The organism is Paenibacillus sp. MBLB1832 (assembly GCF_032271945.1).
GTDB classification, from domain to species: Bacteria; Bacillota; Bacilli; order Paenibacillales; family NBRC-103111; genus Paenibacillus_E; species Paenibacillus_E roseopurpureus.
This window is the reverse complement of the sequence record NZ_CP130319.1, coordinates 2317813-2340654: the sequence shown is the minus strand read 5'-3', so window position 1 is coordinate 2340654 and position 22842 is coordinate 2317813. Positions and strand designations below refer to the sequence as shown.

Here is a 22842-nt window from a genome sequence, read left to right as displayed (position 1 = left end):
CAACAAATTAAAGGTGGATCGGCTATTTAGCCGACCCACCTTTTTTCGTTACAATACACACTTTAAACAACTCACTCATGCCATCGCTCAAAAGCAATTGACGAATCGTTCGGTTACGTTTAGATACCTCACTGAAAGGATTCGGATCAAAGTGGTTTTGCAACTTCTCTAATATCCCCTGTTCCACTAGGAATTGACGTTGAGTCTGCAAGGGCGAAACTTCAAATCCACATGCCGCCGCGGCTTTCATATAGGAGCTGAAATCCACGTGTGCGGTAATGTCCTGCTCACCTTGATAGATGAAAGGATTATCGTGCGCCTCATGCTTGCGATAACACATCAGCGTCCCTTGATGACGGTGAGCCCCGAATATTTCGTCTGCCACATCGCCATAATCAATCATAATGACACTGCCGCTGCGAATGCGAGCGGAGATCTGACGGATCCAATCGCTGCCCGCGAGATTGATCTCAGCAATTTGACCCTCCGACCATTGAACCTTAAGCGATTCCAGGTAGTCTACTATTCGTGGATGTTCAAGCGGGAACCAATCCTCTCGAAAGCAGGGTTCCTCGGGATGCCAACTCACGAATGATTCTTGGAATTCTCCCCCCCAAAAGCGGATTCGATGTACAGGGAAAGCATCCACTAACTCATTTGCCAACACGTAGACATGATCTTCCGGCTCCTCTTGCAGCCACACTGCTCCATCGATAAAGCGAATCTGCTTAATATGCTCAGATAGACTCTCCGCCTGCAGCTGACGATGATAGGGACTTGATTCAATGAGGGTATACGTCGTTCGCCCATAAATAGCTGGTTCAATTCGACGCAGCTCATCCAGCATCTGCTTGGCCATGCGCCCATTGCCCCCTCCCCATTCCACGACTTGGAGATCCTTTTGCCACTCTGGGAGGCTTTGAAGTTGTTTATGTACGAAAGCTGCAATCATTTCACCCATCACCGTGCCGATGGAGGAACTCGTATAGAAATCGCCTTGTTTGCCAATTTTGATCTGCTGGTTCCGATAATAGCCATGAGGTTCCTGGTAGAGACAAATATCCATGTAATCGCGAAAAGAAATGCGTTGATCCCTCGTGGACTGAATCGCGTCCTGCAAGGCTGCAACAACCCCTGAATGACCTAGTTGATACGTCAAATGAAATCCCCCAGTTCTTTACTTACAGACAAATGAATGCGAAACTCGTATAATGAAAAAGGATTATGGAAGGAGAGAAAAAATAGCATGATGAAGAAGTGGATTACCCTAACGGCCATATCGGCGATCAGCCTAGTTTCGTTAACGGCATGTACCGATAACACCAAAGTGAAAGAAACATTCCAACAATCGATGGACAAACAAGCGGAAATGAAGTCATATACGTTCGATGGAAGTACGACACTCGCCATAAGCGACGGACTCATGAAATCTGCTAACCCTCTTACGAATGGGTTATTATCGCTAATTCGTGAAAGCACAATTACGTGGAAGGGGATCAGCAACATTGACCCGCTTCAATTTCAAACGGATCTGCATGTCACACCTAAGGGATCTACATCCCCAATTGACATCCCAATTCTCATTAAAGATAGCAAATTGTTTTTCAATATGCCAGCCTTAAATAAGACAGCCGATGAATTTTACTCGATTGATTTACAAAAGATGAGCGGCTCTTCGTCAAGCCCATTGAACGCCGATACGCTGAAGAACACGCCGCAAGTTTCCAGCGCATTAAGCAAGCTATTATTCGAAGGCATTGACGCAAAATGGTATAAGGAAGCCAAAGAGCCTGTTAAATTGGCTGACGGGACGTCGGCCAAATCCATTGAAGTTGATGTGACGGCAAAAAATAGCAAAACCATTAACGAACAGCTGCATACGAAATTGCCAGAGTTCCTTTCCACTTTACAAACCAACGGCCTCCTAGCAGCCGACAAAGTCGAAACACTCAAGAAGAACCAATTCAATTCACTTACGATCAAAACTCCAAGTTCCATGAAGGTTGCAATTGATGAAGCTGGCTTCATTCGTGATCAATCGCTCGATCTCACCTTCACGGTTACCGTAGATGGCAAAGCACTTGATAATCACATTGTGCTCCATCAAACCTATGATGCTATCAATAAAAGCACACCATTAACCAAGGAAATTCCGGCCAAAGTAAAGAGCTTCGACGATATACTTAAGCTATTGGCGCCAGCTGCAAAGAAATAGCTTGTCATCGAAATACTTACCTTTCCCCGAAGGTAAGTATTTTTTTGTGCTTCATTTAATAGAAATATGATAATCTATGCATAGGGGGAGAGAATCATCCATGAAAGCTAATAAACTCACAGCACTGCTGTTAACTATTGTTTTACTTACACTATTCACCTTGCCATCTGCCTCAGTGACGGCGGAGGAAACCAAATCCCCGCAGGATGAAGCCAAAGAGCTCCTCCAAAAAGGATTGACGATTTTCGAAATCGATAAAGAGGTCGCGCGTTTAAACGAGCAAGACGCCAAGATCGTCGAGCAAATCAAGCAAAACGAACAAGACATCGCAAAACAAAACAATAACGTTGAATCGACGCGCAAACACGCGGGTAAAGTGCTAAGAGCCTATTACACTGGTGACCGCGATTCGATCTGGATGCTGCTCTTCTCAGCCAGTTCCTTCACCGATGCACTCAAGATGCTCGAATACTTGCAAATGATTGTTACAAATGACCATCGAGCGCTTACAACCTTCACCGATTCTGTTCAAAAGCTGAATAAACTGCAAGGCGTACTAGCAGATTCGCGCACCGAGTTGCAGAAAACGAAAGATAAATTCCTACAACAACGTGAACGACTTGTTACGCTGCAGGAGGAACTGGACAAACAGCTGGCCGCTAGCACGCAAGCCGCAGCCATCACAGCCCAAATCAAGAGCTTAAATGATCAATGGAAAGAGGAAGGTCTTCCGCTCGCTCGTGATTATTTGGACAATTTGTCCACTGCATTTCGCGAACTGCCGCAATATTTGATAGGTAATTCGTCGAAGTTTCTGAACACTTCTACGAAGCCGCCTACCATAACCCTGACAGACACAGACTTCAATACATACCTCCATTCTAAGAGCGAGCTGCTTCAATCGCTTAACTTCGAATTCCGAGATGGGTCCATGTTGGCCACAGGGAAAAAAGATTCGCTGCAGATCGTCATTCAAGGCAATTTCGTTTTGTTGAAGAACGCAGGCTTGAACGAAGTGAAATTTGTCGTGGATAACCTAGAATTCAACGGATTTAAGCTGCCCGATACGACAATTGAAGATTTTACCAAAGAGTTTCAGTTAGGCTTTACGCCTAAAAAGGTCGTAAGTTATCTCGATGTGCTTGGCGTGGAAACTAAAAAAGGCGTCGCAGTTGTAAAAATTGAAATTTCTTTTTAAAATAGAAGGCACCACGAACCGAAACGAGGACGATTCACAATGGAAATGAAAATAGGTCTCATGATGGACCTGCCCGACGGTAAGATCCCTGGCTTCTATGCGCAGATCGTAAAGGCGCTTGCTGGGAAAGTCGAGTTATTTGATCGCGATAAAGAAATGCTAATTGTCAGCGATGAAGAACAGCAACGTGCCGTCCTTCAGGTCATGACTCAATTCAATATCGAGACTACCGCCATGGCACTTCGCTTACTGCCCGAAGACGCGGAATTGACGGACTTGTTCAGCGACTACGGTTTCACTAGCCGATCTGATCGTCAATATCTCTATGATAAAATCGTCATTTCCTTCCGCTTCACTAAGGCAAGCCCGATAGTAGAAGTCGATCAAGCTGCGCTTCAAATCGAAGAACATCTGATTGCCCTCTACACGGTTGACGGTCAAGACGTATACATCGTCGATCGACAACTCGAAGAGTTGATGCACGGAATTGCCAAAGCTTATCGATGCAGCATTGAAGTCTTGTAAGCTCTGTAACTACACAAGCAAAAGCCCACATCGCTTGAATGTGGGCTTTTCTTATTTTTCGGCCTACAGCAGATCCGCCGCCAATTGCGCGAGATGCGAACGCTCTCCACGCTCCAGCGTGATGTGACCGCTGATCCCCTCTTGCTTAAAACGCTCCACAACGTACGTTAAACCGTTACTGGAGGCATCAAGGTAAGGATGGTCGATTTGATCTGGATCCCCTAGAAGAACAATTTTACTGCCTTCTCCGACACGCGAAACGATGGTTTTCACTTCATGCTTCGATAAGTTCTGCGCCTCATCGATGATGATGAATTGTCCTGGAATGGAGCGTCCGCGAATATACGTTAGCGCTTCAACTTGAATACTGCCTAATCCGGCAAGTATTTTTTCAATGTCTCCCGGTTTCTTCGTGTCGAATAAATACTCTAAATTATCGTAGATCGGCTGCATCCATGGGCGCAGCTTTTCATCTTTTTCACCTGGCAGGTAACCAATATCCTTGCCCATCGGAACAACAGGACGAGCAATTAACAGTTTCTTGTATTTCCGATCATCCTCGATCTTCATGAGCCCAGCAGCTAATGTGAGCAGCGTCTTACCAGTACCCGCTTTCCCAGTCAGGGTGACGAGCGGGATATCGTCGTTGAGCAGAAGCTCAAGTGCCATTCGCTGCTGCGCATTGCGCGCGGCAATTCCCCATATGGGATCATTGCTCATATAAAGCGGCTCAAGCTTTTTGGCATCAGGCGTTACTTTCAGCAGCGCCGATTTGGATGAACCTAACTCATCGCGCAGGATGACGAACTCATGCGGATGGAGCATATAGCTCAAATTTAAGGAGGTCACTGTTAAGAATCGGTACGAGTAGAATTCATCAATAATGGATGGATGGACGAACAGTGTAATATACCCTGTGTACATGTCGGTTTGAGCTACGATGCGGTCTGTCAAATAATCCTGTGCAGGAATCCCAAGGACATCTGCTTTAATACGAACTAACGTGTCTTTACTGACGATGACAACAGGTCTAGCAACCTCATTTTCTTGCTCTTCCAAATGGTAGTTGAGGGCAACCGCTAGAATGCGGTTATCATTCGTTAACTCAGCAAACGTATCTTGCAGCTTCGCAAAACTTCTGTGGTTAAGCTCGACTTTAATGCTTCCACCATGTTCCAATGTGATGCCATCGGACAAGTTTCCTTTCGCTCTTAACCCATCCAGTAACCTGGAGACATGCCTCGCGTTGCGACCTATTTCATCCGCATTTCGTTTCTTCGAATCGATTTCCTCCAACACCACGGCGGGTATGACTACTTCATTATCTTCAAATGCGAATAAAGCATTAGGGTCCTGAAGCAGAACATTGGTATCCAACACGTAAATTTTTTTCATTGGTGTGTCCCCTCCCAGATTTGGCGTTAGATCAATGGTTATATTCATACATACAACCTAACCGTGCAGGACAAACTAAACGCGAGATTCAAGGACAGAAAGGAACGATTCTGGTGAGACTAATATGCGTATGTGTACTACTACTGACCCTCGCGGCAGGCTGCAGTCAAGCGCCGAAAAGTGGTGCCCCCTCTCAAAATCCGAATCAAAAACAAGTAAAAGTTCAACAAATTGCTCCGCAAAAGCTTGAGATTAAAGATTCGAAAGCCGTTGCAGACCATTTGGAAAACCTAGCCTTGGGTATCCCGCAGGTGGAAAGCGCACATTGCGTCGTCTTCGGCAACACAGCTGTCGTCGGTATTAACATTAAGAAGGATTTGGATCGTTCCAAGATTGGCACCATTAAGTACTCTGTCGCTGAAGCGCTCAAGAAGGATCCTTATGGTGTGAATGCTATTGTGACGGCCGATATGGACTTAGATCAACGCCTGCGCAACATTCGGGATAACATAAGAGCTGGAAGACCGATAACAGGCTTCGCCGAGCAAATGGCCGATATTGTTGGCCGAGTCATGCCTCAGTTGCCGCGCGATATCCGCAATGAACCAAATATTGATCGTGCAGGCCCTGAAAGCAACAACCCCGCTCCTGGAGGTCGGGCCCAATAAGCGCGAAAGATGACAAAAAGCCTGACTGCATAAGCAGATCTAGGCTTTTTTTATCGCGTCAAAAACTCGGCAGCACATCGCATTTCTAAGTCTGCACGCACAAGTTTTCACATATTGAGTTCCAAAAGACGGTCGGGCGCTGTCCATCCATTGCTTCGGTGTAGCTGTTAGGTGTTCAGCCATAGTCGTTTGCGCCTCCTACTAGGTGGTTGAAAACGCTGCTTACACTTATAGTATATCATAGCGAGTGCCGAGCGTTCCACCATTATGTATCTATTTTCAAATAGTCTGAGGTCAACTTCCCTGCCCAGATATACTTAAGTGTACGTCGATTTATCCAACTTATGTCCGTCAACCAGCGCATTGCGCGCTTATTGATTGTTATAAATAGGGTTGGAGTTGATATCATCCAACAATTTCTCAGCGCTCTCCCGATCAAAACAATGGCGGTGATACTCCCCTTCTTGTTCGTATTCGATCCAAATCCTTGCTGGATCTTCTTCATTCAGAATCGTAAGTTGACTGACACCATGGTCTTCTCGCAAAATAAGAGCAAAAAAATCAAGCGTATCTTTCGCCGCTTCATCATCAGGCCTAGCATGAGACACAATATGCATTTGCAACCAGTTAAAGAAGGCATCCCCAAGCTTCATATCACTATCCATCCTCTCTCAAAAGAACAACGTCATATCCCGCTTCCAACCAACCAAGCCATAGCTTGATCCACGCCAAATGACTGCTGCGATCCGCAGTTGCGGACGCTTCTAGCTGCTTCACTAGCCCCACAGCCTCTTTCACAGGGAGCAAACGGTCCATAAAGGCCTCTGCACAATGTGAAAGGTGCAAAGGGGACCCATCAAACACAACGTCTCCAGATTGCGTTAAATCGAGTTCTACGAGGTCTGAACCACAAAGGTCTTCGTCGTCACTCAGCAGCAAGCTCGCTTTGAACAAGGTGAGCAGACGCGGATGCTGCTGACTAGCCGCACTGCGGAAAGCGTCAAGCTCCTCACTCGCAGGGACGCAGAATCGTTCTGCGCCCAGCCTCAAAGGGGCATAACCCAGGATTGGCGTGAACCAATACCTTGTCATAGCGGCCTTTTACCCGTGCGTTTCTCGATAAAATAACGGATTCTGACCATAAACATCAAAGAAATAGCAACAGCCAAGCAGAGCACGATCGGCAAGCCTACAATTTGAAAAACAAGCAGCATGACGGAGCCTATCGCCAACAGCACATAGATCAGCGCCGCCTTGAGAACAGGCAATTTGCGTGTGCGAAACACTTTATTATACACATACGACATGAAAATAAAAATTAATAAATATGTGATCAGCAAGTGATCGGCAAACCATTCATTCAGGGCAGTCAACGAACATGCACTCCGTTTCATTATGTAGTTACATTATTCCTCATTATCGCTTAAATCGGGAATGAAAGAAAGGGAAATGCGGCATAATCGCCGGCATTTCCCTTATTTCGAACATTTTGTGACTTAGGCGTTTGTTTCCGCCATTTTGCGGTGTTTCTCCGCACGCTCGCGCTCGCTCTTGTTCAAGATCTTTTTACGGATACGAACAGACTTCGGCGTGATTTCACAATATTCATCATCGTTCAAATACTCAAGCGCCTGCTCCAAGGAGAATAGACGAGGAGTTTTCATTTTAACCGTTTCTTCTTTGTTCGCAGAACGGATGTTGTTTACTGCTTTTTCTTTACAAATATTTACGATAATATCGTTGTCACGTGTATGCTCACCAACAACCATACCTTCGTAAACTTCTGTTTGCGGATGTACGAACAGAATACCGCGATCCTCAACAGAAAGGATTCCGTAAAGTGTGGAAACACCGGATTCGCTGGAAACTAGTACGCCTTCGTGACGACCACCAACGCCTGCGCCTTGGTAAGGACCATAGCTATCGAAAGCATGGTTCATGATTCCGTAACCGCGAGTCAGTGTCAAGAAGTTTGTTCTGTATCCGATCAAACCACGAGCAGGAATTAAGAACTCAAGACGAACGTTTCCGCTGCCGTTGTTGATCATGTTCACCATTTCGGCTTTACGTGAACCAAGGCTCTCCATAACTGAACCCATGCTATCTTCTGGAACGTCGATGATCAAGCGCTCAATCGGCTCCATACGTTGTCCGTCAATTTGACGAATGATAACTTCTGGTTTGGACACTTGAAGCTCATATCCTTCACGACGCATGTTCTCGATCAAGATACCTAAGTGAAGCTCACCGCGGCCAGAAACGACGAATGCATCTGGGCTGTCTGTGTCTTCAACGCGTAAGCTTACATCGGTTTCAAGCTCTTTGTATAGACGTTCACGAATCTTACGGGAAGTAACCCATTTCCCTTCACGACCAGCAAATGGCGAATTGTTGACGATGAACGTCATTTGAAGCGTAGGCTCATCAATTTTCAATACAGGCAGTGCCTCTGGGTTAGCTGGATCTGCAACAGTTTCACCGATGTTGATTTCTTTGATCCCAGCAATCGCAATGATATCCCCTGCTCCTGCTTCTTCGATCTCAATCCGTTTCAAACCGTTGAATCCGAACAACTTCTCGATTCTTGCTTGCTTTTGTCCGCCTTCACGTGTCATAACAGCAACGGATTGCCCTGCGCGAATTTTACCGCGGTTCACACGGCCTACACCGATACGACCCAAGTACTCATTATAATCCATCAATGTAACTAGGAACTGAAGTGGTTGATCCACATCTTCTGTCGGGTGCGGAATGTGGCTAACGATCGTTTCGTAGATCGCTTCCATGTTCGCATCTTGCTTCTCAGGGTCAAGACTGGAAGTACCTTGCAACGCAGACGCGTATACAACGTGGAAATCAAGCTGCTCGTCAGTTGCGCCAAGTTCAATAAACAAGTCAAGCACTTCGTCAACAACTTCTTGCGGACGTGCATTCGGACGGTCAATTTTGTTCACCACAACAACTGGTGAAAGGTTGCTCTCTAAAGCTTTACGTAAAACGAATTTTGTTTGTGGCATCGTACCTTCAAACGCATCGACAACAAGCAAAACGCCGTCAACCATTTTCATGATACGCTCAACTTCTCCACCGAAGTCAGCATGTCCAGGTGTATCTACGATATTAATCAAATAATCTTTATAATTAATGGCTGTATTCTTAGCAAGGATGGTAATACCGCGTTCTCTCTCAAGATCGTTTGAGTCCATCGCTCTCTCTTGAATAGCTTCATTCTCACGGAATGTACCAGATTGTTGAAGCAATTTATCTACGAGTGTTGTTTTGCCGTGGTCAACGTGTGCGATGATGGCAATATTGCGAATCTTGTCTCTTGCATGCATGAATGTCAAACCCTCTCTACCCTATAATTTTCGTCTCTGTTCATAGAACAAGCGTCGGACGAAAGCGCCGACGCTTGACATTTACACTTATTATACGCAGTTTCTCGACATTATGCAAGGTAAAACGCGAGCTTCATCAAACTTTTAAATGGAAAGACACCCAATTACAAGAGTCTTCTCTTTCGGAAAATCATGGAAAGCCCAGCAATGACAAGGATCAAAGCGATTACATAAATGCCTAGCTTAAACAGTACAGTTAGGGCGAAGAAGCCAGCAGAGATACCGCCTAGAACCATTGCTGCCATCCAAATGCTGCGATCACGGCTCCGTTCAAATAATTGAAGCTCATACAACCCAATCGCAATACCTAATAGAAAGCCTGGCCACAGATAGCTCATGGATCCCCAGCCAAACAAATTGCAGAAGAAAAACATAACCGCATACGTGATAAACATGCCCCCTGGTACAAGAGCACCCGCAGAGATTCTGCGATTAAAGTAGAAGACATGCAAAAGCAAACCAGGAACAAGTAAGAGGAGCGGCCAGAAGAATGAAAAGATGAGTTGGAAGACTCCTAATTTACCTAAAAGCAAGACGACAGCCAAGCCAATAAATACGATGCCGATGGAGTAGCTATTTCTAGCGATACGAATCCCTCCTATACAAGTTCAAGTCACAAGAGCGACGAATCGACACTCTTCTACAAATAGTTTATCTCACCTGACAGCAAATTGCTAGGTGTTAATCACATGAAATGAACGCGTTCGATTCTTAATGCGTGGGTATACTAAAACCCATGCTGATTCTGCCATTCACGTGAAGATGGATAACAGGGAGGTTACATGGACCAGACGACTACCGCAAGAGCAAAAGGGTCGCGAAAACCCCTTTGGACCAAGGACTTTCTAATTACCGCGTTAGCGAATTTGCTGCTGTTTTTTAGCTTTCAAATGCTTATTCCAACGATCCCAATACATCTCTCACAATTGGGAGGAAATAATGTTCAGGTCGGTTTAGTGATCGGCATTTTTACGATTTCATCGTTGCTTACACGCCCCTTCGCCGGACGCGCACTGGATATACTCGGGCGAAAGCACGTTCTGCTTGTTGGATTAACGATCTGTGCACTCACTATCGCTGGCTATACGTATATCGCGGCCGTGACCCTCATCTTAGCTGCGCGATTCGTTCACGGGATCGGTTGGGGCTTGTCGACGACGTCCTTAGGGACCGTCATTGCCGATATTATCCCTCCCGAACGCCGCGGGGAAGGGATGGGGTATTACGGCTTATCGAACACATTTGCTATGGCAATTGGACCGCTTACAGGACTATGGATTATGCAATCCTACGGATTCTCCTATGTGCTGCTCATTTCCACGATCCTTGCCATTCTCTCCATCTGCAGCTCGTTGTTTATCGCCTACCCTAAGCCAATTCCGCCAACGAACCGAGCCAAATCTCAACGATTCACAGATCGATTATGGGAACGATCTGCCTTACTACCCTCCTCTTTACTGCTATGTACAGCAATTTGTTATGGAGGCATCGTAACCTTCATTACCTTATTTGGCCATGAGGCGGGAATTCCGAATGTTGGCTTTTTCTTTTTCTGCAATGCAAGCATGGTACTCCTTGTCAGACCGATAACAGGCGTTCTCTTTGACCGCAAAGGCCCCGAATGGGTACTACTACCAGGTGCCGCGTTTACCATAACAGGACTTCTGTTACTGTCTTATGCGAACTCCAATCTTAGTCTCGCAATAGCTGCGTTGTGCTACGGCGTTGGTTTCGGCTCCATCCAACCTGCCCTGCAGGCATGGACCATCTCGCGAGCCGCGCCAGATCGTCGCGGAGCAGCCAACGGAACTTTTTTCTCCGCCAACGACCTCGGCATTGGACTAGGTGCCATGGTGCTCGGAGCAATTGCGAATTGGAGCGGCAGCTATGCGCTCATGTATCGCTTCTCTTCGACCCTCATCATTGTTTTCCTGCTGATCTATGGCTGGTCAATTTGGTCCTACTCTCTACACAAAAAAGCAGCACACTGACGAATTGTCAATGTGCTGCTTTTTTATTGATTACGCGTTTTTAGCGCGAACAATCGAACCCACTTCGTAATGACGCCTGTTGCTAAGACGATCAAGGTTGCCATGATCGGAATCCACACATGCAAATACTCATAATCGTGGAGCAGCCAGTCAATCATTTTATCATCCTTAACGAACATTTCGCCTGCCGTATAACCCAGAATTCCAGCGCCTAAATAGACCAAGATCGGGAACTTCTGCAACAAGCTCATGACCATCGTACTCCCCCAAATGATGATCGGGATACTAAGCCCTATCCCTAAAATAATGACGGTATTATTCCCATTTCCCTTAGCCGCAATGGCGAGAACATTATCCAAACTCATCACGAAATCAGCAACGATTATTGTCCAGATCGCTTTGCCTAGTGTGGCTGCTTCTTTGACATGAGAATGCCCCTCTTCTTCCGTTAACAGCTTAATCGCGATCCACAGCAGCAAGACCGATCCTCCAGCTTGTATAAAAGGAATATCAAGCAAACTGACAGCCACAAGCGTCAAGATCAACCGCAGCGCAATGGCCCCAAATGCCCCCCACCAGATCGCAAGCTTTCGCTGCTCAATAGGTAAGTTTTTGCTCGCCAAGGCAATGACGACCGCATTATCTCCGCTAAGCACGATGTTAATTAACATAATTTGCAGGAACAAAAAGAGCGCTTCAATCATGCTTCTAACCTCCCTGGTCTGAGCATGGCATGCAGTTGATCGGAAAGTCAAATTCGATTGCTGCGATGAAGAGCTAGAATAAGTGAGCGATAGATTCCTGTTTCAATTGCCCATGCACAATCTCAATCGTTTCTGTTTCTAGGACAGCTTTGTCAATCAGAGCTTGCAAGAATTCCATGCTCTCTTCCAATTTCTCCACAAGTCGCAGATTCGGATTTGTACTTGGTGACGGGGGTAGAAATAAGGAGCAGCAGTCTTCATAGGGTAAAATCGAGATCGGGAACGTGCCGATCTTCTCGGCCACACCGATAATTTCTTGCTTGTCCATCATCATCAACGGCTGGAGCAGCGGAAGTGATACGACTTGCCCAATGGCATGTAAGCTCGGTAAGGTTTGACTGGCCACTTGACCTAAACTCTCTCCGGTAACTAGTGCCCCTAACCCTTCTCGCTCCGCAATTCGCTCTGCAATTCGATACATCGCTCTTCGTATTAATGTCACAAGCAAATCGTCCTTATACGCTTGATGGATCGACGTTTGAACATCTGTGAAAGACACCAGGTGCAGCTTCAAGACATCCGTGTAACCTGCTAATTGATGCGCAAGCGAAATCACTTTCTCCTTCGCACGCTCGCTGGTATAGGGATAACTATGGAAATGAATCGCCTCCAGTGTCAAGCCTTTGCGCATCGCCATCCAACCCGCTACGGGACTATCAATACCGCCAGACAGCATAAGCAAGGCTTTGCCGCTCGTCCCTGATGGGAAGCCGCCAATCCCCTCAATCACATCGCAATAGAGCAGAACTCGATCCTCGCGAATCTCTACACGAAGCTCTACCTCAGGACTACGCACATCTACTTGTAAGCCTGGCATCGCTTGCAGCACATAGCCGCCAACGAGATGATTTATTTCTTGCGAGTCATGCGGAAATTGTTTATTGACCCTCCGTGCCGTCACTTTGAAAGTCGCTGGCCGTTTTGGCAATGCCTCCATGATCCCCAGCGCTGCACGCTGAATAGCGGCCAGTTCCATGTCTGCATGATAAGCTGGACTCCAGGAGGCAAGTCCAAAAACTCGCTCAAGCGCCTTCGCCGCCAACACATAATCGGTATCCCCTAGCACCACATATACGCGGCCAAACTCAGGAATATACCTGACGTCTGGAAAAGAACTGAAAACCATGCGGATTTGAATCATCACACTATGTTCAAATTTTTTACGATTTTTCCCCTTCAACATCATCTCGCCAAATCGCAAAATCAAACAATCCGGTTTCATACTCGTTTCTCCTTTCGCACCACGGGCTGGTTTCTCAGGGGAGCAAGATCCCTAACCACATTCTGTAATGCGCTTATGAATTGCTCAATCTCCTGCTCCTGATGGTCAGCTGAAAAGCTCACTCGCAGACCGCTCATGGCCATTTCACGGCTTGCACCCAAGGCTAGCATGACCTCACTCGGTTCAGATTCGCCTGACGTACATGCTGACCGCGTCGAAATGTACACACCTTTCTGTTCCAGCGCATGTACAACAACTTCAGCCTTCATTCCTGCAAATATAAAATGAACGATATGCGGCGCCGCCTCATGGTCTTGATGTGCCCCCGTCACAACCAATTCAGGCATGGCTGCGATACCTGATACTAGACGTTGTCTCAGACGATAGCTATGTGCCATTTTGTCCATTTGATTATCCATGCTCATCCTTAACGCCTTCGCCATCCCAACAATTAAAGGGACATTCTCAGTACCCGACCGAACGCCATATTCTTGTCCGCCGCCTGCTAGCAACGGTTGTAAGTTAATGCCTGCTCGCCGATACAGAAACCCCGCTCCTTTCGGTCCGCGAAATTTATGAGCTGAAGCGCTGCATAAGTCTATGCCCCATGCTTTGGGCTGTAAGGGTAATTTCACAATGCCTTGAATCGCATCCACATGAAAAATAATTTTCGGATACGCCATTAACAGCTGACCGATTTCCTGAATCGGCTGAATGGCCCCCATCTCATTATTGACATACATGATGCTCACAAGCGTCGTATCCTCACAGATGGCTGCGCGAAGATCCTCAAGTTGAACCCTTCCTGTAGATGACACAGGCAAATACGTTACCCGAAAGCCTTCTTGCGCAAGCTGGGCAAACACTTCTTTCACGGAGGCATGCTCTACTTGGGTTGTAATTAGATGCTTGCCGCGGTGTTGATACCCATAGGCTACACCTTTAATTGCTAGGTTATTACTTTCCGTTCCGCCTGACGTACATATAATCTCATTGGCTGATACACCAATTGCTGTTGCGATTACACCTTTTGCTGTCTGCACGAGTTTCTCCGCCTCTACACCCAGACGATGAATTGAGGAGGGGTTCCCGTAATGCGTCCGCATGACTTCCGCAATGGTTTGAATGACTTCTTCATACAGCGGTGAAGTTGCCGCGTAGTCCATATAAAGCATAACTTACCAAATCCCCTTTATAGCCAACTATGTTTTGTATTTGCAATGCTTGCGTATACCATGCATTAAACCAAAAAGCTGATCCCGCAGCAATAAGCGGAAATCAGCCTTCATCCTAACGCTATTGTGAAAAGTTTTGACGATGCTCGAGCACCTTCGAAACATAAGCTTGTGTTTCTGTCGGTAGAAAGGAAAGCTTCTTCGCGAGATCTTGATCAGTCTTGATCCCCAGACGGTCAATCCGACCTGGCCCAGCATTATAGGCAGCAAGCGCAACGCCTTCATTCCCGTTATATTTCTTGAGTAATCCGCTTAAGAAATGGGTCCCTGCATCCACATTTTGCTGAGGATCGAATGGGTTTGTCACACCGTAACCGCTGCTCGTCCCATCCATAAGCTGCATCAACCCTTTGGCGCCAGCTGAGGATACAGCTCGATGATTAAACGATGATTCTTGCTGAATCACTGCTTTCACTAGCGAGGCGTCTACCCCATATTTCTGGCTTGCTTGACCAATCAACGCTTCGAACTGTGTACCTCCCGATGTCTCAGGCACGAGTTGCAGCGGTGTATATGATTTATTCATTGCGCCTAGCTCATTAGGCAGTTTGCTTAAAGATTGCGTTAGTACATTGGCGTCCAAGTTAAGCTCATTCGTGCTAGTTCCGCCTGTTTGTCCCATTAACGTATTCAGCAGTTCACTGAATTCATTTGAATCTTCTGTACGCGAAGTCGATGAATTATCAGAGAACAAACTTAGTTTACTCAATGTTTGAAGCTGCAGCAGCTCTTTCAATACCCTTGGGTCAATACTGTTCGTATTCGTGATGTTACTCATCTGTTAGACCTCACTTCTCTCATAATCATTGCTCTTATTGTACACGGTTTGGCCCCAGACGACCATCCTTTTATTCGAAATGGACAAAATCTACGAACATAAAGAAAAAAGGACAGTCTAATGACTGTCCCCTCTTGCCCTTCAAGAAATATTTTGCTGCAGCATATCATCATCATTCAATAACTTTCGGACAACGACACGTGATATCCGGAGATGATCCGTTTCTTCGACAATGAACTCAAATTCATCGTTATATCGTACACGCTGGTTACGGCTTGGTGGAATTTCTGTTTGCGAGTAAATCCACCCGCCAATTGTATCATAATCGTCCGATTCAATTTCTAAACCGAAGTAATCGTTCACTTCATCGATGAGCAACAAGCCGTCAATTGAGAACGTATGCTCATCCTTGATCTCAATCGTTGGGCGTTCTTCATCGAACTCATCTTGAATTTCGCCAACGATCTCTTCCATGATATCTTCCAACGTAACTAACCCTGAAGTTCCGCCGTACTCATCAATAAGCAAAGCCATTTGGCTTTTGCGTTTCTGCATCATTTTCAGCAAATCACTGATATGAATCGAATCAGGCACCGTCGTGATCGGACGGATGATTTTCTTAATGCCTTTCAAATTCGCATCAGGCTTCAGCAAATCCTTAATGTGCACGAAACCGATGATATTATCCTTATCCGGATCACATACAGGGTAGCGTGTGCGCATTTCTTTGATCGCAATCGCTAAATTCTCTGCATAGGAAAGTCCTGCATACAAGCATTCCATCTCTGTACGTGGAATCATAATTTCGCGGGCTGTCGTTTCTGCGAATCCAAATATATTATCAACAAGCGCGAGCTCTGTATTATCAATTAGTCCGTTTTTGTGGCTCTCTTGCATCAAAACGCGAATCTCATCCTCCGTATGAGCCGATTCATGCTCGGTTGTGGGTTCAATCCCTGCTCTGCGCAGCAACCAATTGGAGATTCCGTTCAGGAGCCAAATAAATGGATACATGAGTTTATAAAAGAGTACCATGGGGCCAGAAGAAAGCAACGTAATTTGCTCTGCTTTTCGAATGGCATACGTCTTCGGGAATTGTTCTCCCAACGTAATGTGAAGAGTTGTCATTAAGGAAAACGCGATAATAAAGGTAATCGTGTGAAAAACGGAATCAGGCAAGTGGAGCGGTGCGAATAATGGCTCCAAGATCTTAGCGAATGTTGGTTCCCCAACATAACCAAGTCCTAATGATGTGAGCGTAATACCCAATTGGCATGCACCTAAGTAAGAATCGAGATTGTTCATAATGCGTTGCGCGAATTTCGCGTTACGGCGGCCTTCCCCAACCAGTGAATCAATACGGGTACCCCGCACTTTCACCATAGCGAATTCAGCTGCGACAAAAAAACCGTTTAACAACACCAGTCCAAACATTAACAGAAAACTGATTAACGTTTCGGGCAAAGGATCTTCCAATACCTTACCTATCCCCGTATAGGCACATCTAGCAGCACCTCGGAGAGTAGGTACACCTCCCTTAATTTTCGATTTGAATGATTAGAAACATTACTATTCATTATATAATAATACTCTAAGCATTCAAAGGTGCGAATATGACTCTTGAAGGTAAATAGTACGAGCAAATGGGCGCAAACATAGGAATATGAGCTTATTTTGCGTCGAAAACCTCTAAAAATGGTCTCTCCATGCTTATTTTTACGTTTTTTTCACCTGCAAATAAAAACAAGCCGATTTCTCGGCTTGCTTCCATCCTAATTATGCATAATAAGGAACTAATAAAAAATAGGCGGCTACGGCAATAAATCCGAGTGCCACGGACCAAGAACCTAACGCTTTGTTCCCCATAATGAAAGCAATTATCCCCAAAACGATGCCAGAAATGCCAAGAAGGACCGGCCAAACGAAAAGTGAAGCAAGTGCAACGAATAGGGCTACATACCCTACCGCTTTATTGCGTGTCACCGCTTCGACTAAGTCGGCTACTTCCTCATCAGAAACTTCTGAGTCAGCATGATATACAGATTTCATGCTCGTCCTAGGAATGGCAATTTCGGCTGCATATTCCTCCTGGGAATGCAATCCGCTTTCAATGCGAAGCTGATCCTGCTGGAATCGCTTCTTGTTGGCATTGTCGAGAGAATGATCATCCATCTTCATGCTGCCTCCGCGTTGCACATGCCTAATGTTTGACCGCTGCTTTGAACGTGTGGCAACACGTGTTAGCGGCTTTCGTCGCTTCGTCTTGATGAGTGGTATCGAATGAGTCCTCTGAGGCAAATTCTTCATTGTAACTGGCATTGGCATGCTTATCAATTTCAATCATGATCGTATCTGCATGACAGTTGTTGCCTTGTGTCCAATATTCACAATTAGCAACGGCACATTTGACTGCTGGCATCATCATCACCCCCATTAACATTTTGCTCGCCACAAGGGGGATCTATCCTTGCCTCAGTCTGTCAGATAACACCAGAAACATAGCATGTGACCATAAGAGCGGATGCGCGGGTTGCCCATGCTCCCTAGTCCATCTCTCAAACTCCGCAGGCTCTCTCAAATTATCAGCTACTTGCTCTGGAAGTCGACCTAACTCATCCGCTTTGCTCGCGATCCACATTAAGCAGCGCTGAGCCTCTTCGAGATTCCCAAGTTCTACTTGCGCCAAACCGTACCATGCTGTGAGCAACAGCCACTCACCGCCTCCATAATACCGATCTTCTATATAACGTTGAATGCCTCCGTGGGCTAAATCTTTTTCGATGGCTTGAATCGTGCGAATCATGCAAGGATCATCAACTTGGCATACCCCAAATGGAAGCGCGAGCCAGAGTAAGCTAGCGTCCACACCGGGCAGAGCAGGAAGCCACTCTTCATTGACACAATGAATCGATTTTACAAATCGTCCCTCATGAATCGCATTCTTATGTATAAAATGTTGGATGAGAGCTGCTTTCTCGGTAAGTGCTGGACGGGATTCCAACTCACCTAACGCTTTCAGGCCGCCATATAAACAAGCCAATGTAGCTGGATGCACATAATCGGGATATTCCTCCCAGCAGTCGAAATTCGGGAAATGCCAGAATGCCATCACATAATCTACCGTAATCTCGATGCTTTCTCTGAACTCTGTCAGGAGCTCTGTGAGGCCCGTTAGACGAATATGTTGGACGAGTCCCCATAACCAAGCGCCATAACCATCAAGCTGGAAATGTCCCCATTCCGAATGATCATCCCTTCCGTCCAGATGATACCGTGTACCTAAAAATTCAGAACGATCAATCCATTCCTGATTGGCATGTTTCTGAAGCAATTGATTCAGACGCGGTCGCTTGTCTTTCAAGACTTGATGTACCCATCGATAAAATTTTTCCGCACTCTCGACTTCGCCTACACGGTCCATCGCATTTGCAATGAATGTTCCATCTCGCAGCCAACTGTAAGAATAAGCTGGAAACAGCGGAGAAGCCACATATCCGCCGCTGGCATGTTGATTTAACTGAATGACATCAATACTTCTGCGAATAAGTTGCGCAATTTCCATCAAGTCAATCCCCTTTGCTAATAGAAAAGAGATGCGTTAGTCGCATCTCTTTGTAGTCTGATTAGTATGATTTGTATTAAACTTTTTCGCCTTGCATACGGCGTTGTGTAATGTAATCTGTCTCGTAGTAAGCAAGATCTTCACGAAGCTCTTCAAAGATCTTGGATAATTCAATCGTTAAATCACGAACTTCACGAGATGGTTTTTTGCGAAAACGGATTGCGTCTTGGCCTGTGTAAGCGTAACGTCCGTCTTCCGAGTAACACTCATTTTTCGGATAGAAGAAGGCATTAACACATGTATGATATACCTCGTAGAGCACTTTTTCCGAAAAATCAACATTGAATGTAGGGCGTCTCAAGCTCACGCCTAATTTCTCATAAGCAACTTCACAGAAAACTAGCAAATGACGAGTGTCCTGCAAATATCCGCGGTAAAATTCATCCATTGCAGGATCATTTTCCACATTTAACTGAGAGAGAGAATGTTGATTAAGAAACAGCTCCATTTTGGCCGTCGTTTCTTTGAGCTTAGTACGCGTGGAATCACAAATATTTTTCACATTAAAAACAGCCATGTAAGAAGACCTCCTATAATTGCGCTACTTCTATCCTACCATAAATGTTCCCGAGATGGTATATGTAAAACACCTCTTACCATGTATAAAACATTCCCGCTCGCCTAACCCTAACCTTAGTTAACTTGTTTTTCTATGACGAGCAGCCATTTCATTTGAAGTAACTAGGAGGGTCTGACTATGTGGCGTTTTCTCTCTACCCTTGCCGTTGCGCTTGGCTTGGGCATATTTCTTTTCCCCCATCATACCTCGCATCGCACCAAACCTGGACCTGAGGTCTATAGTGCGAAGTATGAAACAACGTCCAAACTTGCCCTATTGGAACAGGATGTCAAACTAACCGATGAACTATGCAGAAGCCAATGCTCTATTGATTATACCCGGATGCTACATGACATTGAAAGCGGTGCGCCAGTGACGAATGTGCTGAAAAATATGCGCGAGCATCACGAGAAAATGGATGTCCTCATTTGGTCGAAACGGTCTCAACCTTGGGAGCAGGGAATTAAATCCGGTGATGTGCCAGCAGCCAATAAGGATCAGGCAATGGCCTATCTGAAAGAAGCGAAAGCTGCTGTGGATGCAGGCAAATCCTATCAATCCCCGAAATTTGGGGCAGGCAAACAAGTTTATTTTGTCCAAGGGACTCCATCGACTAAGGATGATTCATCTCTTATTGGAGTTATTCATCAAGATGTCTTAGCATCGGTCACCGATCATCAAATGAAAAATTTACGACTCGAACCTTATCCAAGTGAACATCGATGGAAAGTAGAATCCGTAGATACGAATACATTAAAAGATAAAGTCGTTGATCATCCTGAGGATAATCAAGGAACAAGCCATTATCACCAAAACGAAGTCGTTGTTCGTTTTAAGACCGACCCTACCGAAGCGCAGCTTCAGCAGATCAAATCGGAGATTAAAGCCATTTCCTCTCAAAAGCTAGGATATACGTATGTATTCCGAACGGAAGGCATGGATGCCAAAGCGTTAATGTCTTATTTCAACAAATGGAATGTCGCATATGTGGAACCTCATTTTCTATATATGACAAATGATGTCGATCCTGCTCTAGATACAACTGTTACAGATTCCAGTTCAACACCTATCTCTACGAATTTTATACCAAATGATAACTTATTTCAGAGATACCAATGGAATTTGCCGCTCATTGAAACTACGCAAGGCTGGCAGCTAAGCCGCGGTGCGAATGATGTGATCGTCGCCGTTGTGGATACTGGGGTTGATTTGCAACATCCCGACTTACAAGGGCAATTATTGCCTGGTTACAATGTGATCAGCGCCAATTCTTCGCCACAAGATGATGTTGGGCACGGTACTCATGTGACAGGCGTCATTGCCGCGCTCGTTAACAATGAGCTAGGTGTAGCTGGCATGACTTGGTATAACAAGGTACTGCCTGTCAAAGTGCTCGACCAGACTGGCGCTGGCAGCACGTATTCCGTAGCGCAAGGCATCATATGGGCGACTGATCACGGCGCAAAGGTAATGAATTTAAGTCTTGGCAACTACGCAGATTCAGGCTTCCTACACGATGCGATTCAATATGCGTTTGACAAGGATGTAGCCTTAATCGCGGCTAGCGGCAATGATAACACCGAGCAGCCTGGTTATCCAGCAGCTTATCCAGAGGTATTCGCGGTCGCCGCTAGCGATTCTAAGAATGAGAAAGCTCCCTTTTCCAATTATGGGGACTACATCGATGTCACGGCACCAGGCGTTAGCATCGCCAGCACGTATCCCAATAACCAATATGCGGCATTATCAGGTACATCCATGGCGAGTCCGCATGTGACGGCACTGGCAGCATTAATTCGTTCCGCCAACCCAAATCTCAAAAACACAGAAGTATATGAGATCATGCGAAAATCCGCCCAGGATCTTGGCGATGTGGGTCATGATAAATATTTTGGCTACGGCCTCATAGATGTCGTAAAAGCCATTCAAATGGCGAAGCAAACAACACCGCCATTCTCCTATTAGCCGTCGGATTTGGCCCGTCAACTGCATTTGGTGCCTAGGAAGTATGCTTGGTAAGATGTCGGTGAAATGCATAAAATTAGGTGTACATCCCATGAACTTCCCTCTCAATAGACAGTACAAAAATTAAAAGTCAGTTATACGACCTCAGCCCTGAATTCCATGGGACTGAGGTCGTTTAACTTTAATTGTTGATCAATAGCGCCCTTTTAGCCGTTAAAGCCCAAAAAGGGGCTTAAGGTGTGAAGGCTGGATAATCCAGCTTCAGCGATGGGAGCGGGGAGTCTGGTCCGTTCAACGTTGGATTATCCAGCGTCTGGCAGGTGGGCTAGCTAGAACAAGCATACTAAGGCTGGATTATCCAGCCTCAGCGATAGGGAGCAGGGAATCTGGTCCGTTCAACGTTGGATTATCCAGCGTCTGGCAGGTGGGCTAGCTAGAACAAGCATACTAAAGCTGGACTATCCAGCTTCAGCGATGGGAGCGGGGAATCTGACTTGTTCAACGTTGGATAATCCAGCGTCAGGCAGGTGGGCTAGCTAGAACAAGCATACTTAGGCTGGATTATCCAGCTTCAGTAATTGGGTGCGGGGAATGTGCGGGGAATCTGACTTGTTCACTCACGATAGATTATCCAGTGTTAGGTAGAGTGGACAGGCTAGGTGGACAATGCATACCAAGCGAGTTCTCTGCTACAGGCAGGATTTGAAACATTAATACCTCTTTCTGCCGTTAATGCAATGCTCCTTGCTCATGAATTCGCGGTCCATGAGGGTCTTAATGTGCGGTGAATTCGCACTACCGTTGGAAATGGAGTTTTTTAATACAATAGCAAAACCCGCAAAGCCTAAGCCTTGCGGGTTAACCGACTGAATGGAAAGTTTGCCGTAAGCCGGGTTCTGTACTTCCTGTGGTCATAACGGGCGTCTGATCCCCTGCCACTATGGAAGCGACAATCATCTATCTAGGCTGTACATTGCTGAACAGCTCAAGCGACCAACCCGAACGCGTCTCAGGCGAAGACTGCCGCCTCGAAAGCGGCTAGCGTTCCATTAGGTCTTGCTCCAAGTGGGGTTTACCAGGATCTATGTCACCATAGAACCTCGTGGTCTCTTACACCACGGTTCCACCCTTGCCTGTGCTATATTTCAAGCCATCGGCGGTCCATTTCTGTGGCCCTATCCTTCAACTCGCGTTGACTGGACGTTATCCAGCACCCTGCCTTGTGGAGCCCGGACTTTCCTCTCGCTATGGCTTACCCATAGCCAGCGATTGTCTGTCAAACTTTCCAGTGCAAGAGCTAGTATACT

Annotated in this window: 22 protein-coding genes and 1 other RNA gene; 6 read left to right on the top strand and 17 right to left on the bottom strand. The window is 46.0% G+C overall.

Annotation, left to right across the window (positions count from 1 at the left end):
* Positions 1 to 22 precede the first annotated feature (22 nt).
* Positions 23 to 1159, bottom strand: a complete 1137-nt coding sequence (locus MJB10_RS10110; protein WP_314804283.1) for a class I SAM-dependent methyltransferase — start codon at positions 1157 to 1159, stop codon at positions 23 to 25.
* Positions 1160 to 1246: 87 nt separating this feature from the next.
* Here MJB10_RS10110 and MJB10_RS10105 point away from each other — a divergent pair, with 87 nt between their 5' ends.
* From MJB10_RS10105 to MJB10_RS10095, 3 genes are all read left to right on the top strand, one after another.
* Positions 1247 to 2215 carry a hypothetical protein gene (locus tag MJB10_RS10105; RefSeq protein ID WP_314804281.1) on the top strand — a complete coding sequence of 323 codons (969 nt, stop codon included), beginning with the start codon at positions 1247 to 1249 and terminating at the stop codon, positions 2213 to 2215.
* A gap of 100 nt (positions 2216 to 2315) precedes the next feature.
* Positions 2316 to 3413 (top strand): coiled-coil domain-containing protein, encoded by a 1098-nt coding sequence (locus tag MJB10_RS10100; protein ID WP_314804278.1) that lies wholly within the window; start codon positions 2316 to 2318, stop codon positions 3411 to 3413.
* A gap of 39 nt (positions 3414 to 3452) precedes the next feature.
* A complete protein-coding gene (locus tag MJB10_RS10095; RefSeq protein WP_314804275.1) occupies positions 3453 to 3938 on the top strand; it encodes a hypothetical protein in 486 nt (161 codons plus the stop codon).
* Between the two features lie 63 nt (positions 3939 to 4001).
* Here MJB10_RS10095 and MJB10_RS10090 read toward each other — a convergent pair whose 3' ends face one another.
* Complete coding sequence (locus tag MJB10_RS10090; RefSeq protein ID WP_314804272.1) at positions 4002 to 5333, bottom strand: PhoH family protein; 1332 nt, start codon at positions 5331 to 5333, stop codon at positions 4002 to 4004.
* Between the two features lie 113 nt (positions 5334 to 5446).
* Between MJB10_RS10090 and MJB10_RS10085 the strand changes: the two genes are divergently transcribed.
* Positions 5447 to 6001, top strand: a complete 555-nt coding sequence (locus MJB10_RS10085; protein WP_397386591.1) for a YhcN/YlaJ family sporulation lipoprotein — start codon at positions 5447 to 5449, stop codon at positions 5999 to 6001.
* Between the two features lie 371 nt (positions 6002 to 6372).
* Here MJB10_RS10085 and MJB10_RS10080 read toward each other — a convergent pair whose 3' ends face one another.
* The 5 genes from MJB10_RS10080 to MJB10_RS26700 form a co-directional block, all read right to left on the bottom strand.
* Positions 6373 to 6666, bottom strand: coding sequence for a hypothetical protein (locus tag MJB10_RS10080; protein ID WP_314804269.1), 294 nt, complete (start codon positions 6664 to 6666; stop codon positions 6373 to 6375).
* A complete protein-coding gene (locus MJB10_RS10075) occupies positions 6659 to 7093 on the bottom strand; it encodes a hypothetical protein (protein ID WP_314804266.1) in 435 nt (144 codons plus the stop codon). Before MJB10_RS10075 ends, MJB10_RS10080 begins: the two co-directional genes overlap by 8 nt.
* Complete coding sequence (locus MJB10_RS10070) at positions 7090 to 7365, bottom strand: YlaH-like family protein (RefSeq protein WP_314805556.1); 276 nt, start codon at positions 7363 to 7365, stop codon at positions 7090 to 7092. The genes MJB10_RS10075 and MJB10_RS10070 overlap by 4 nt, the downstream gene beginning before the upstream one ends.
* 132 nt (positions 7366 to 7497) lie before the next feature.
* The gene (gene typA / locus MJB10_RS10065) at positions 7498 to 9339 is read right to left on the bottom strand and encodes a translational GTPase TypA (protein WP_314804261.1); all 1842 of its coding nucleotides are present in this window, start codon (positions 9337 to 9339) and stop codon (positions 7498 to 7500) included.
* Positions 9340 to 9503: 164 nt separating this feature from the next.
* On the bottom strand, positions 9504 to 9959 hold the full coding sequence (locus MJB10_RS26700; protein ID WP_397386624.1) for a hypothetical protein: 456 nt from the start codon (positions 9957 to 9959) through the stop codon (positions 9504 to 9506).
* A gap of 222 nt (positions 9960 to 10181) precedes the next feature.
* Here MJB10_RS26700 and MJB10_RS10055 point away from each other — a divergent pair, with 222 nt between their 5' ends.
* Positions 10182 to 11390 carry an MFS transporter gene (locus tag MJB10_RS10055; protein WP_314804258.1) on the top strand — a complete coding sequence of 403 codons (1209 nt, stop codon included), beginning with the start codon at positions 10182 to 10184 and terminating at the stop codon, positions 11388 to 11390.
* 23 nt (positions 11391 to 11413) lie between these two features.
* Here the strand turns inward: MJB10_RS10055 and MJB10_RS10050 are convergent, their stop codons facing one another.
* From MJB10_RS10050 to MJB10_RS10010, 9 genes are all read right to left on the bottom strand, one after another.
* The gene (locus MJB10_RS10050) at positions 11414 to 12094 is read right to left on the bottom strand and encodes a TerC family protein (protein WP_314804255.1); all 681 of its coding nucleotides are present in this window, start codon (positions 12092 to 12094) and stop codon (positions 11414 to 11416) included.
* A gap of 73 nt (positions 12095 to 12167) precedes the next feature.
* On the bottom strand, positions 12168 to 13376 hold the full coding sequence (thiI, locus tag MJB10_RS10045) for a tRNA uracil 4-sulfurtransferase ThiI (RefSeq protein WP_314804251.1): 1209 nt from the start codon (positions 13374 to 13376) through the stop codon (positions 12168 to 12170).
* A complete protein-coding gene (locus MJB10_RS10040; protein WP_397386590.1) occupies positions 13373 to 14551 on the bottom strand; it encodes a cysteine desulfurase family protein in 1179 nt (392 codons plus the stop codon). Before MJB10_RS10040 ends, thiI begins: the two co-directional genes overlap by 4 nt.
* Positions 14552 to 14672: 121 nt before the next feature.
* Positions 14673 to 15389, bottom strand: coding sequence for a lytic transglycosylase domain-containing protein (locus tag MJB10_RS10035; protein ID WP_314804244.1), 717 nt, complete (start codon positions 15387 to 15389; stop codon positions 14673 to 14675).
* A gap of 141 nt (positions 15390 to 15530) precedes the next feature.
* Entirely contained in the window at positions 15531 to 16823 is a 1293-nt protein-coding gene (locus MJB10_RS10030) for a hemolysin family protein (protein ID WP_314804241.1), read from the bottom strand.
* Positions 16824 to 17165: 342 nt separating this feature from the next.
* Positions 17166 to 17561: a hypothetical protein gene (locus MJB10_RS10025; RefSeq protein WP_314804239.1), complete on the bottom strand. Its 396-nt coding sequence runs from the start codon at positions 17559 to 17561 to the stop codon at positions 17166 to 17168.
* Between the two features lie 28 nt (positions 17562 to 17589).
* Positions 17590 to 17808: a DUF1540 domain-containing protein gene (locus MJB10_RS10020; RefSeq protein WP_314804236.1), complete on the bottom strand. Its 219-nt coding sequence runs from the start codon at positions 17806 to 17808 to the stop codon at positions 17590 to 17592.
* A 42-nt stretch (positions 17809 to 17850) separates the two neighbouring features.
* Positions 17851 to 18951, bottom strand: a complete 1101-nt coding sequence (locus MJB10_RS10015) for a glycoside hydrolase family 15 protein (RefSeq protein WP_314804233.1) — start codon at positions 18949 to 18951, stop codon at positions 17851 to 17853.
* Between the two features lie 76 nt (positions 18952 to 19027).
* Complete coding sequence (locus MJB10_RS10010) at positions 19028 to 19528, bottom strand: YpuI family protein (RefSeq protein WP_314804230.1); 501 nt, start codon at positions 19526 to 19528, stop codon at positions 19028 to 19030.
* Positions 19529 to 19708: 180 nt separating this feature from the next.
* Between MJB10_RS10010 and MJB10_RS10005 the strand changes: the two genes are divergently transcribed.
* Positions 19709 to 21535, top strand: coding sequence for a S8 family peptidase (locus MJB10_RS10005; protein ID WP_314804227.1), 1827 nt, complete (start codon positions 19709 to 19711; stop codon positions 21533 to 21535).
* An 870-nt stretch (positions 21536 to 22405) separates the two neighbouring features.
* Here the strand turns inward: MJB10_RS10005 and rnpB are convergent.
* Positions 22406 to 22820: RNase P RNA component class A (gene rnpB, locus MJB10_RS10000), an RNA gene on the bottom strand.
* Positions 22821 to 22842 lie beyond the last annotated feature (22 nt).